At 41.6% G+C, this 12,114-nt stretch carries 12 protein-coding genes; 6 read left to right on the forward strand and 6 right to left on the reverse strand.

The window, feature by feature from the left end; all coding sequences use genetic code 11:
* The first annotated feature begins 247 nt into the window (after positions 1–247).
* The 4 genes from J2X69_RS22150 (at position 248) to J2X69_RS22165 (ending at position 3,033) form a co-directional block, all read left to right on the forward strand.
* Positions 248–913, forward strand: a complete 666-nt coding sequence (locus J2X69_RS22150; protein ID WP_310108243.1) for a TetR family transcriptional regulator C-terminal domain-containing protein — start codon at positions 248–250, stop codon at positions 911–913.
* A 3-nt stretch (positions 914–916) separates the two neighbouring features.
* A complete protein-coding gene (locus J2X69_RS22155) occupies positions 917–2,236 on the forward strand; it encodes an AarF/UbiB family protein (RefSeq protein WP_310108245.1) in 1,320 nt (439 codons plus the stop codon).
* 102 nt (positions 2,237–2,338) lie between these two features.
* Positions 2,339–2,644 (forward strand): type II toxin-antitoxin system HigB family toxin, encoded by a 306-nt coding sequence (locus J2X69_RS22160; RefSeq protein WP_310108246.1) that lies wholly within the window; start codon positions 2,339–2,341, stop codon positions 2,642–2,644.
* A 5-nt stretch (positions 2,645–2,649) separates the two neighbouring features.
* A complete protein-coding gene (locus J2X69_RS22165; protein ID WP_310108248.1) occupies positions 2,650–3,033 on the forward strand; it encodes a transcriptional regulator in 384 nt (127 codons plus the stop codon).
* 38 nt (positions 3,034–3,071) lie between these two features.
* Here J2X69_RS22165 and J2X69_RS22170 read toward each other — a convergent pair whose 3' ends face one another.
* On the reverse strand, positions 3,072–4,271 hold the full coding sequence (locus tag J2X69_RS22170; RefSeq protein WP_310108249.1) for a PQQ-dependent sugar dehydrogenase: 1,200 nt from the start codon (positions 4,269–4,271) through the stop codon (positions 3,072–3,074).
* Positions 4,272–4,658: 387 nt separating this feature from the next.
* Between J2X69_RS22170 and J2X69_RS22175 the strand changes: the two genes are divergently transcribed.
* Both J2X69_RS22175 and J2X69_RS22180 read left to right on the forward strand, forming a co-directional pair.
* Positions 4,659–6,593 carry an ABC-F family ATP-binding cassette domain-containing protein gene (locus tag J2X69_RS22175; RefSeq protein ID WP_310108252.1) on the forward strand — a complete coding sequence of 645 codons (1,935 nt, stop codon included), beginning with the start codon at positions 4,659–4,661 and terminating at the stop codon, positions 6,591–6,593.
* Positions 6,594–6,630: 37 nt separating this feature from the next.
* Positions 6,631–7,908 (forward strand): type IX secretion system plug protein domain-containing protein, encoded by a 1,278-nt coding sequence (locus tag J2X69_RS22180; RefSeq protein ID WP_310108254.1) that lies wholly within the window; start codon positions 6,631–6,633, stop codon positions 7,906–7,908.
* A gap of 37 nt (positions 7,909–7,945) precedes the next feature.
* On the opposite strand, the gene cas6 is transcribed toward J2X69_RS22180, so the two are convergent.
* From cas6 to J2X69_RS22205, 5 genes are all read right to left on the reverse strand, one after another.
* Positions 7,946–8,845: a CRISPR-associated endoribonuclease Cas6 gene (gene cas6, locus J2X69_RS22185; protein ID WP_310108256.1), complete on the reverse strand. Its 900-nt coding sequence runs from the start codon at positions 8,843–8,845 to the stop codon at positions 7,946–7,948.
* Positions 8,846–8,942: 97 nt separating this feature from the next.
* Positions 8,943–10,040 carry a redox-regulated ATPase YchF gene (gene ychF, locus J2X69_RS22190; protein ID WP_310108259.1) on the reverse strand — a complete coding sequence of 366 codons (1,098 nt, stop codon included), beginning with the start codon at positions 10,038–10,040 and terminating at the stop codon, positions 8,943–8,945.
* A gap of 7 nt (positions 10,041–10,047) precedes the next feature.
* Positions 10,048–11,133 carry an AI-2E family transporter gene (locus J2X69_RS22195; protein ID WP_310108261.1) on the reverse strand — a complete coding sequence of 362 codons (1,086 nt, stop codon included), beginning with the start codon at positions 11,131–11,133 and terminating at the stop codon, positions 10,048–10,050.
* Between the two features lie 79 nt (positions 11,134–11,212).
* On the reverse strand, positions 11,213–11,542 hold the full coding sequence (locus tag J2X69_RS22200) for a DUF3276 family protein (protein ID WP_310108263.1): 330 nt from the start codon (positions 11,540–11,542) through the stop codon (positions 11,213–11,215).
* A 160-nt stretch (positions 11,543–11,702) separates the two neighbouring features.
* Entirely contained in the window at positions 11,703–12,050 is a 348-nt protein-coding gene (locus tag J2X69_RS22205) for a 4Fe-4S dicluster domain-containing protein (RefSeq protein ID WP_310108265.1), read from the reverse strand.
* Positions 12,051–12,114: the final 64 nt, after the last annotated feature.

Genomic DNA, 12,114 nt, shown 5'->3' on the forward strand with positions numbered 1-12,114 from the left:
TAACCCTGAACAACCAAGAAAGAGAATAGTAAAACAATCACTTAACTTAACTGTCCGGAAGACAAGAATGTGACAACCAAAATCAGGTAAGGTCAAGGTTACTTCGGTCATCCGTCTTCGGTCTTCCAGCAAGCAAACCTAAGAAAACGATGCTACTGGCATCATTTCAGATAATCATGAAGTTTTTTATGTTTTTCTAAACCTGTTGTGCCACTTGACGGTTAAGTGTCTGTATAAAAGAGATACTATGGAAACTACCACTGTTAAGAAAACGACCAAGAAGGATTACCGAAAGTTGATTTTGGAAGGGTTTAAAAATCATGTGCTTGAGCATGGTGATTTGCCTAAATCAGTATTTAAGTTTGCGAAGGATTTGAAAATGAAGGAGGAGGAGTTCTATACTTATTTCACCTCTTTCGAGTCAATCAAATCCACAATCCTTGTAGATATTTTTGATGAGACGCTGGCTGAAATCGATAAGCAGGGAGTTTTTGAAGGGTATTCGGCGAGAGAGAAATTTCTGAGTTTTTTATTCACTTGGATTGAAGTGCTGAAAAAGAACAGGTCTTACCTGCTAAGTCTCTATGAGAGCAAAGCAAAATCCTTTGTCACCTTACCGAAGGAGTCTGCAGAATTTAAGGAAAAATTTAAGGCATTTGCCAATGAAATAATTTTGGAAGGTAAGGAGACGCAAGAAATCGCCTCCCGCCCGGTGATTTCTGATCGATACGATGAAGCCCTGTGGATTCAGGTAGGATTTGTGTTCAGATACTGGTTGGATGACCGGTCTCCACGATTTGAGAAGACAGATGCTGCCATAGAGAAATCCGTGAATTTGGGTTTTGATCTGATGGGGAAAAGTGCGCTGGATTCCTTTTTGGATTTTGCGAAGTTCATGTATCAGTCTAAATAACCCATGACAGACAATTTAAATGAGCAACAGGCAATCCCTGTCTCAAAAGTGCAGCGTGCTGCCAAATTCATCTCCACAGGAGCAAAAGTAGGAGGGAATTATGTGAAGCATTACGCCAAAAAAATGGTGAATCCCTCGATGGATAGGGAAGAGCTCCATCAAAACAATGCATCCGATATTTACAATTCTCTGAGTCAGCTCAAAGGTTCTGCACTGAAAGTGGCCCAGATGATGTCCATGGACAAAAATCTGATGCCTCGGGCCTATCAGGATAAGTTTACTATGGCGCAATATTCCGCACCGCCACTGTCTTACCCTTTGGTAGTAAAAACTTTTCAGAAATATTTTGCCAAAACCCCTGATCAGATCTTCGATACCTTCACCAGATCGGCAGTAAATGCAGCCTCTATAGGTCAAGTGCATCAGGCTACGTTGGGTGATAAAAAGCTAGCAGTCAAAATCCAATATCCCGACATTGCCGATTCGGTAAGTTCAGACTTGAAGCTTGTCCGTCCATTTGCGTTGCGCTTGCTCAATATGAATGAAAAGGAATTGGATCATTACATGGCTGAGGTGGAGGAAAAGTTGCTCGAAGAAACAGATTATGTATTGGAGGTCAAGCGTTCCAGAGAGATTTCAGGTGAGTGCAGCCATATTCCCAATTTGAAATTCCCTACTTATTATGATGAGTTAAGTGCGGAACGGATTATCACGATGGACTGGATCGATGGAGCACATATGAAGGAATGGCTGGAAACCAATCCAAGTCAGGAATCCAGAAATCAGATCGGACAGGCACTGTGGGATTTTTACCATCATCAGGTGCACAATCTCAAGCAGGTTCATGCCGATCCGCATCCGGGAAATTTCATAATTCAGAAAAATGATCAATTGGGAATAATTGACTTTGGTTGTGTGAAAGTAATTCCTGAGGACTTCTACCAGGGTTATTTTGCCTTGATCAAAAAGGATTTGTTGATCAATAGCAATGAACTGGATCAGGTATTCTTTGATCTGGAATTTATTTCGGATAAAGATTCTCAGGAGGAACAGCAGTATTTCAAATCTGTATTTAAGGAAATGATTTCCCTGCTGGGTAAGCCTTTTCATGCAGACAAGTTTGACTTTTCTGATGACGGGTTCTTTGAGAAGATTTTCGAATTGGGGGATAGGGTTTCGAATGACAAGCTGTTCAAAAAATCCAATCAGGCCCGAGGCTCTAGGCATGAGCTGTATGTAAACAGGACTTATTTTGGATTGTATAATCTATTGAACCAACTTCAAGCTGAAGTGCTGACCACCAAACCGGAGTGGTTAGAGTAATTCTCAAAATATATACTCAAAAAGCCTTAGGAAATTTCTGAGGCTTTTGTTTTTAATACTTTCCAAAAAGTGTAACTTTTGTGTGATTAATTTTGTTGCAAATTGAGAATCATATCAGAGCGAACCTTAGTAAGCTTTATTTCTAAGCATCCAGATGCTAAAGCCCCGCTTGAGCGCTGGGTGAAAGTCGTAAAATCTCTGAAGTTGGATAATCTGAATGAAATCAAATTATTCTTTGGTTCTGCAGATGTTCTAGCTAACAACAAAGTGATATTCAATATTGGTGGAAATAAATACCGGTTAATTACAGGGATTCATGTTGCCAGCTTGGGAAAACAGGATATTGTGTACACGATTTGGATAGGTACTCATTCTGACTATGATAAAATTGATGCAAATAAAATTTAGCAGATATGGAAACAATTGAAAGGCCTTCACTCAAAGTCATCACGAATGAATTGGAGTACCAAGCTTCACTTGAACTGATAAAGGATTTAATGAGTAGTGGAGTGAAAGCAAACTCGGATAATGAGAATTATCTGGAAGTTCTTTCCATATTGATAGAGAAATATGAAGAGGAAAAAGGATATAAAATAGAGAGCTCCCTAGCTGATTCGATTGAAGTTCTTAATTATTACCTTTCTGAAAATGGCCTGCAGCAAAAGGATCTTGTGCCTGTTTTAGGGCCAGCCAGCAGAGTTTCTGAAATAATGAATAGAAAGAGGAGCCTAAGTTTGAAGCAAATCAAAAGGCTGAATCAGGCGTATAATATTCCAGTAGAGTTGTTAGTAGATTAAAAAAAGGGAAGCTGTTTTGCCTCCCTTTTTTATCTGAATTAATTCTCTGAATAAGTCACCCGATAGATCACACCGGCCATATCGTCTGATATCAACAGACTTCCGTCTTTCATTTCTTGGACATCCACTGGCCGTCCCCAAGCTTCTTGGGCTGCCTCATCCAGCCATCCCGATGCAAACTCTTGTTCGTCCGCGGCATTAGCTCCGTTAACTTTGAGAGAAGTTAGCACATAGCCGGACTTTTTGCTTCTGTTCCAGGATCCGTGCTTAGCTACTATTATTTTGTTTTTATACTCAGAAGGGAACATGCTGCCTTCATAGAATCTCATGCCCAGCGGAGCTACGTGGGCACCCAGTTTTGCGGCAGGAGCTACATAATCACTTGCCGGTCCACCATTGTTGCCAAATTCAGGATCTTTTACTGTTCCTTCGTGCCAATAAGGATAGCCGAAATGTTGTCCTGCTTCTGTGATATGATTCAATTCGCAATTAGGCACATCGTCTCCCATCATATCCCTTCCATTATCCGTGAACCACATATCCCCGGTCTTGGGATCCCAGTCAAAACCCACCGAATTTCTTACGCCATGCACGTAGACTTCCGGAGTTGGGTTTGGTGAATCCACATCCAGTCTAGTGATGGAGGCAAAAATTTCTTTCTCCGGCTCACAAATATTGCAAGGTGCGCCTACGGGTACGTACAGCTTGCCATCCGGGCCAAAAGCTATGAATTTCCAACCGTGATGCGTTTCTGTAGGATAGTCGTCATAGACTACTTCATAAGTAGGATTGCCCAGGTTGTTCTTGATGTCTTTGAATCGAATGATCCGGTTTACTTCAGCCACGTAGAGATCACCGTCTCTATAGGCTACTCCATTTGGCATATTCAGTCCTTCAGCCAATGTGAATTTGGTATCCGCTTTTCCGTCGCCATCTTCATCGATGACCGCATAGACTTTGTCCTCTTGACGGTTTCCTACGAAAACGATTCCCTCTTCTGAAATCGCCATCTGCCTCGCATTTGGTATAGCTGCTGCCCATACGGCAATTTTGAAGTTGGCAGGAAGGGCGATTTTGTCAAGTTGTACATCTGCTGTAGCATCATTGATCGCTTCCTTGTTTGTACTGTCTGGAGTCTTAAAGGTTTGAGCCTCAGATTTTTGATTTTGATTGCAGCCGAAGGTGAATAGCGACATTCCTATTCCAAGAGCGAGCGTGGTTTTGGATAGATAGTTCATGATTGGAAGTTTCTTTTATAGTGAAAGATAACAAACATTCAGAATGTTTAGGATTGAAAGGAGGATGAGCGGGGGAATGGTTATTTTTTAAGATGTTGAGCCAATAAATTAATCGAACTATCAGATGAAAAAGCTTTAGCTTATTCAAGTGCGACCTAAGTCAAATACAGCACCCATAGAAAAGGAGGATCACTTCTTAAACCCGGCTTTTATAAAGTTGGGTTTTCTTTTACTTACCAGTACCTTTGCAGATTCGAAAACTCAGAGAATTTTTGGGTTTTCTTATCAAAAATGGGGCATGGGAATAACTGCAAACACTGTTCTATCTGCCATCATTCCACGTTTAGCATATAAAATGCTGAATATTAATTAGTTGAAAATCAATTTATGCTTTCGATTAGCAACCTCTCTTACTTCATCGGCGGACGTCCCCTTTATGAAAACGCCAATTTACATATTAAGCCTAAAGACAAGATTGGTCTTGTAGGCCAGAATGGTACAGGTAAATCCACCTTGCTGAAAATTATCAATGGGGATTACCAGCCTAGTTCCGGAGAAGTTCAAAAGGCAAAGGATTGTACCATTGGATTTTTGAATCAGGATTTGCTTTCCTATCAGTCTGACGACAGTATTCTGAATGTAGCTCTGGCAGCTTTCAAGGAAACGTTGGCTCTTCAGGATGAAATCGATGAAATCTTGAAAAAGATGGAAACCGACTACTCCGATGAGATGATCAATAGACTGGCCTTTCTTCAGGAGAGATTCGAAGCAAATGAAGGCTATACAATCAAAGCAAAAGCCGAGGAAGTATTGGAAGGAATTGGTTTTAAATCTGCTGATTTGAATAAACCGCTTCGTACGTTTTCCGGAGGATGGAGAATGCGTGTGATGCTCGCCAAGCTCTTGCTGGAAAAGCCATCGCTTCTTATGCTCGATGAGCCTACCAACCACCTGGATCTTCCTTCCATCGAGTGGGTAGAAAACTACATGAAAAACTATGAGGGAGCAGTGATCGTGGTTTCCCACGATCAGACTTTTTTGGATAATTGCATCAGTAGCACTGTAGAAGTGGCAAATAATTCCTTGACACTTTATGCAGGCAACTACTCTTATTACAAGGAAGAGAAGGTGGAGCGGATGGAAATCCAGCAGAATGCTTACGAGAATCAGCAGCAGATGATCAAGCAAACTGAAAAATTCATCGAGCGGTTCCGTGCGAAGGCGACCAAGTCCAACCAGGTACAGTCAAGGATCAAAGCCTTGGATAGATTGGACCGTGTGCATGAAGTGGTAAGTGATGAGGTTTCTGTAAACTTCAAATTTAAATTTTCCAAGCAATCCGGTCGTGATGTGATTACCCTAGACAACATCTCGAAAGCTTATGGGGATAATGTGATTTTGAAAAACACTACTGCCCGAATCGAGCGGGGGGATAAAATAGCGCTGATAGGAGCGAATGGAAAAGGTAAATCAACTCTGCTCAGAATCATCGATGGTTCTGAGAAGGATATAAAAGGAAGAACGGAAGGTTATAATGTCATCAAATCCTTCTTTGCGCAGCATCAGCTCGAAGCACTGACGCTGGATAATGAGATACTCCAAGAGATGGCACAAGCGGGTAGTGCAAAGTCTGAAATGGAACTTCGTGGAGTTCTGGGCTGCTTTTTATTTTCCAATGAGGAAGTATTCAAAAAGATCAAGGTGCTTTCGGGTGGAGAAAAATCCAGAGTTGCCCTGGCGAAAACGTTGATATCCGAATCTAATTTCCTGCTGCTGGATGAACCTACCAACCACTTGGATTTCCAGTCTGTGAATATCTTGATTCAGGCACTTCAGCAGTACGAAGGGACATTTGTGACTGTCTCTCACGATAGGCACTTCATCAGAGGTGTGGCAAATAAGATCTGGTATATAGAGAACCATGAGATCAAAGAGTATCTGGGAACTTACGCAGAGTATGAAGCTTGGCGCGAAAAGCAAGCTCAGGTAGCTCCTGTACAAGCGGTCCAAAAGGCGGAAAAAAAAGAACAGCCCAAGTCCAAGGCACCTGTAAATAATCCTGAGGTACAGCAAGCCAAGAAAGATCTCCGTAAGCTTGAGGATGAATTGGCGCAAGTGGAAAAGGAAGTGGAAAAGTTGGAAGAAAAAAAACTCGGACTGGAGCGTAAGATGGCAGATCCGGAACTATATTCCCGGGAGCAGGAAGCCCAAGAAATTCAGGAGACTTATCAGGGAATTCAGGCGAAGCTTCAGGCATCTAACGGGCGATGGGAGGCTTTGGTAGATAAAATTTCCACACTACAGGAAGTCCTTTCCCCGTAAATTTTAGATTTGGTCTTCATTTTGCCTATTTTTCAGGATGAAGACCAAATCCCTTTTTTTAAGTTTGTTGCTGTGCAGTTCAGCTGTATTTCCACTTCTTGCGCAGCAACTGGAAGATAAAGTGTACAAGGATCATATCCAGTCTGTCCGGTTGTTCCCCGCAGGAGTCACCTTTGATGCCTCGATAGATGCACCGGTAGTTCCGCTCCGGTCCGGTAAGCCGCTCTTGCTCTTATTTGATGACCTTGCTTTTGATCCGGAATTATACACTGCAAAACTGATCCATTGTGATGCAGACTGGCAGAAATCACAATTGAAGGATAACGATTTCTCACCTACATTCAATGAGTTCAACATTCAGAATTACGAATATTCGGTCAATACGCGAATTCCTTATATTCATTACCGGTTTGAACTGCCTCCAGTCACCAAATCAGGGAATTACATTGTAAAAGTATACCGCCAGCGTGATGAATCAGATGTGATTCTGACGAAGCGTTTTATGGTTTATGAGGAGATTTTCAAAGTGGGTGCGGCGATAGTTCCTCCATCCCAGACAGCAGACCGCAGGAATTCTCAGCAAATCAATTTGACTGTGAATTATTCTGCCGGAGAAGTGACTAATCCCGAAGGACAGATCAAAATACTTATTCGTCAAAACCAACGCTGGGACAATGCAAAACTATTGTCTAAGCCGACATTTATGAATGAAAGCTCGAAGATTCTCCGGTACGAGTCCTTTGATGGGGGAAATACATTTGATGCAGGAAATGAATTTCGTTTTTTTGATTTGAGATTCATACGTGCCAATGGTGTCAATATAGCCAATATGCGGGTGGAACCGGATGTGATTTTTGCCGATGGCACAATAGACAAGCCCAGACCGGAGACAGCATATTCTCAATATCTAGACTTGAACGGGCAATATCTGGTGGAGACCAAAGATAGACTGGGTGGAGATCCTGAAGTGGAGAGTGAATATATATTGATGACCTTCAGATTGGCAATAGAGCAAAAATCGGAGCCTGTTTACCTGCTGGGCGCATTGACCAATTGGGGGAAGGCTACGGAAGCGAAGATGGAATGGGATCCAAAAATGGGAGTTTATACCACTTCACTTCTAGCTAAGCAAGGCTGGTATGATTATCAATATGCTTATTCTGTAGACGGGAAGTTCGAGCCCCAGTCTTTTGAAGGAAGCTATTTCGAAACGGAGAATGAATATGAAGTGCTGGTTTACTTTAGGAATTTGGGTTCCCGATATGATCAGCTTGTCGGCTATATCTACCTCCATCCGAATCGTCGCAGACTATAAAAAAAAAATCCCTTCCGATTTACCGGAAGGGATTTTTTTATGAATCTTCTTCTGTAGAGATAGGAGGTTCATTGTCTCCATCAGCTTGTGGTGCTACATTCTCGCGAACGCGCTCACTTGGCTTGTAGGGGACAAAACCCTCTCTTTTGAATTTGTACGTAGTGGTCCTTGGTCCAGCCGGATGATTTGCCAAATCCAGCATGCCGAAACCTTTGTGAGTGAATGCACCCAAACCACATTTGAATACGAAATCCTGAACTTCAGGCGCCGCATATAGTGTGATGGGAAGGGTATATCCTCTTACTTCGTATTTCACGTCCATGTCATAGACGGCATAGATTCTGGCAAATTTCTTCTGTGCTTCCTTTAGTTTATTTACATAAATCATATCCGGAACCACCTGAAATTTGTAGAAAGTCTCCATCTGTTCGGCTGTGTACCATCCTGAGCGCTCCATTCTGGTAAGCGTGGATTCGTAAAGCAAGTCGGAAAACTCATCGCTGTCCGGGCTTATGAATCGCTTACCCGCTTCCTCATTGAATGCAGGAGTGATCAATACCAGAGGAGAAATACAAACAAATTTGTTTGAGGTCTCCAATATCGGTTCCACTTCGATTTCAGTGTATTCCGGAACCATGATTAGGTTGCCCAGCTCGATTTTTGGGGTGGCAAAAACCTGCTCTAGCAAGTAATCCATGAAGTCTTCGCTTTGGGAAGACAATACTAGGGTAACCAAACTGGAATAGTAATGCAATCCACTTCTACTCACTTTAGTCTGGCCTTTCAGACCAGAAAAATTGAAGTAGTTATAGTTGTAAAACTCTTCTCTTCCACCTTTCACAATTAACCCTTTAAGGAATTGCGCCAGTATGTACTGATGGTGGAAAGGTAAATAGGAACCCTTGTTTTTTAGGGAAAATATTAGTCTAACTCTCACGGTAGGTTAAAAATAAAATGAGACAATAAATAAGATAAAATTGTAACGTTTGGGGTGAATAAGCAATTACAAAAATATCATTTTTTTTTAGAAATTCTTACACATTGAATCTAAAATGCATAATGTCACCATCTTGGACGATGTATTCCTTTCCCTCGATGGCGATTTTCCCGTTTTCCCGGCAAGCTGCTTCTGTCTTGAATTTCTGATATTCAGGGAGTTTGATTACTTCCGCTTTGATAAAACCCCTTTCAAAATCGGTGTGTATCACTCCCGCGGCTTGAGGAGCTTTCCAGCCTTTTTTGATAGTCCAAGCCCTAACTTCCTGCACACCTGCTGTGAAATAGGTGATCAAATCTAATAATGAATACGCACTGCTGATCAATTTGTTCAGCCCGCTTTCTTCCAGTCCATATTCTCCAAGGAACATTTCTTTCTCTTCAGGATCATCGAATTCAGCTATTTGAGCTTCGATAGCAGCACAAAGAATGATTACTTCTGCGTTTTCATTCTTCACTTCTTCCTTGAGTTTATCTACGTATTTGTTGCCGGCCAGAAGACTTTCCTCATCCACATTGGCTACGTAGATCACCGGTTTGATGGTCAATAGATGTAGATCGCGCACAGCTTCCAGATCTTCCTTTTCCACATCTACAGATCGGGCATTTTTTCCGTCTGTCAATGCTTGCTTGAAGAGCAAAAGTGTTTCCAGTTCTTTTCTTGCTTTGGCATCGCCGGACTTCGCAATCTTCTCGGATTTTTGGATTTTCTTATCCACTGATTCCAGATCTTTCAGCTGAAGCTCCGTGTCGATCACTTCTTTATCGAAAACAGGATCTACACCACCCGCCACGTGAACGATGTTTTCATCGTCAAAGCATCTGATCACATGGATGACAGCATCTACCTCACGGATATTTGCAAGGAATTTATTGCCCAAGCCCTCGCCTTTGCTGGCGCCTTTCACCAGTCCCGCGATATCAACGAATTCGATCACGGTAGGAAGGACTCGTTGTGGATTGACAAGTTCCTCCAAGATCTGAAGTCTCTTATCCGGAACAGTAACTACCCCCACATTAGGCTCGATAGTGCAGAAAGGGAAATTGGCTGCTTCAGCTTTCGCACTCGATAGGGCGTTAAACAGAGTGGATTTCCCTACGTTGGGAAGTCCTACAATGCCACATTGTAATGCCATTAATTAGTTATTTTGATTTAAATATTCGATAAGATTTATACCCCGTGTAGAACTCCAAAATGAAAACTCTAAAGATGGTGTAAACCGGTATGGCAAATATCATCCCGAACACTCCGGCGATTTTTGCCCCGGCAAAGATAACAACAAATATTTCAAGGGGATGTGCTTTTACGGATTTAGAAAAAATCATAGGCTGTAGAAAAAGATTATCGGTCATCTGGACCAGTCCGAAAACGGAAAGTATCTTAATGATGAGGTAGCCGAGTTCAGCGTTTGTTTCAAAAGTACCCGAAGAAATTCCGACTATGATGCCGAATGTAGCACCCAGTAGAGGTCCTGCATACGGAATTAGATTTGCTACTGCGGCAAATAGTGCAATGGTCAAGGCGTATTCCACATTCATAATGGTCAGACCAAAACTTGCTAGGGAAAAAATTGCGAGCATCTGTAGCATAAGCCCGGAAAGGTAATTGGAAAGCAGCTTTTCCACCTTGGTGAAAGTCGCAACCGAAAGCTCGAAATAGGGGTTTGGAATTAAATTGAGTAAGTTTCTTCGCAATAGTCCATTTTCCAAAAGCAGGAAGAAACTTATAAAAGCAATTGCCATTATTCCAATAAAAAGACTACTCGTGGTATTGATCACTCCACCGATAAATGAAGTGAAATCGAATTCGGTAATCATACGGACCATGCTGCTTTTCAGGCGGCCAAACAAATATCCCGGCTGGGTTTCCAATAATTCATGTCGGAAGAGAAAACTCTCAATTCTTGTGACAGGGACTTGGATTTGCTCATAGATGCCATTCAGATCCAATTCACTAAGAATAATGATTTGGTTGTTGATCAGTGGGAAAAACAGAAAACTGAGTAGTACCATCAGCAGAATGATGGCCGAGTAGGATAGCAATATAGCTGCCCATCTTGGGATATGCTGCCCCAATAAGTGAATGTCATTCAGCTGGTTGGTGAGCGGACGCAACAGCGCAGCTAGGATTAATGAAATGATCAGGTAAAGAGTGATATTGGAAAAATACCAGCCGAATAGCAGAAAAACTGCAATAAATAGAATGAGATAAATGAAAAAACGCTGCATATCCTAAAATAAGAAAAGGAGACAAAACTGTCTCCTCTAATATACTATTTCTCTGATTTGAAACTGAAATCCAGATGTGTTATTCCCACTTCAGTTCATCATTGTATTCAGACTCAGATTCTTCTTTTTCATATTGCTCGAAATCAACATCCGGAAGAAGCTCGTTTTTCACGTGATCTACCGATTCATTAAGTGCTTCTACAAATTTGAAGAAATCTTCCTTGTAAAGGAAGATTTTATGCTTTTCGTAAGTGAAATTCTCGCCGTTTACTTTTCTCTTACTTTCTGTAATCGTCAGATAATAATCGTTTGAGCGAGTTGATTTGACATCAAAAAAATAAGTTCTCTTACCTGCTTTTACTTTTTTAGAGAAAATCTCATCTCTATCATAGCCTCTTTGATCTTCCACAATTCGTTTTGTTATAAGTATAAAGTTGGTTAAAATACGACCGAATATAAAACAATTCGTCTCTAGAAGTCAAATTCTAGCGGTAATATTTTATGCAGTGGCATGTTTTAAGTTGCATAAGTGTGAATACGGGTGAAATTTAAGCCTTTATTATGAGGACTTATTCTCCATGCATCATTGCTTTCTTTGCCAATAATTCATCTTCTGTTTCAAGGTGATCGGGATCATCCACGCAGCAATCTACCGGACATACGGCAGCGCATTGCGGTTCCTCGTGAAAGCCATTGCATTCTGTACACTTGTCAGTCACAATGTAGTAGAACTCATCCGATACGGGTTCTTGCTTCTCATGCCCATCTATTACAGTACCGTCTTCTAAAGTAACTTCATCCAAACTAGTACCGCCACTCCAAGTCCATTCTACTCCACCTTCATAGATGGCAGTATTTGGGCATTCTGGTTCGCATGCACCGCAGTTGATGCATTCGTCGGTAATCATTATAGCCATAACTTCGATTATTTAAAGATCAAAAGTAATAACCTTAAAACTGTAAGGCAATAAAAAAGTTGTC

Source organism: Algoriphagus sp. 4150 (assembly GCF_031457395.1).
Classification (GTDB): domain Bacteria; phylum Bacteroidota; class Bacteroidia; order Cytophagales; family Cyclobacteriaceae; genus Algoriphagus.

What these genes read in the sequence shown, in the direction of transcription:
- J2X69_RS22155 (WP_310108245.1), top strand. Translation starts at nt 917, where the DNA reads ATGACAGACAATTTAAATGAGCAACAGGCAATCCCTGTCTCAAAAGTG.
- J2X69_RS22170 (WP_310108249.1), bottom strand. Translation starts at nt 4,271, where the DNA reads ATGAACTATCTATCCAAAACCACGCTCGCTCTTGGAATAGGAATGTCG.
- J2X69_RS22165 (WP_310108248.1), top strand. Translation starts at nt 2,650, where the DNA reads ATGGAAACAATTGAAAGGCCTTCACTCAAAGTCATCACGAATGAATTG.
- J2X69_RS22175 (WP_310108252.1), top strand. Translation starts at nt 4,659, where the DNA reads ATGCTTTCGATTAGCAACCTCTCTTACTTCATCGGCGGACGTCCCCTT.
- ychF (WP_310108259.1), bottom strand. Translation starts at nt 10,040, where the DNA reads ATGGCATTACAATGTGGCATTGTAGGACTTCCCAACGTAGGGAAATCC.
- J2X69_RS22195 (WP_310108261.1), bottom strand. Translation starts at nt 11,133, where the DNA reads ATGCAGCGTTTTTTCATTTATCTCATTCTATTTATTGCAGTTTTTCTG.
- J2X69_RS22180 (WP_310108254.1), top strand. Translation starts at nt 6,631, where the DNA reads ATGAAGACCAAATCCCTTTTTTTAAGTTTGTTGCTGTGCAGTTCAGCT.
- J2X69_RS22205 (WP_310108265.1), bottom strand. Translation starts at nt 12,050, where the DNA reads ATGGCTATAATGATTACCGACGAATGCATCAACTGCGGTGCATGCGAA.
- J2X69_RS22150 (WP_310108243.1), top strand. Translation starts at nt 248, where the DNA reads ATGGAAACTACCACTGTTAAGAAAACGACCAAGAAGGATTACCGAAAG.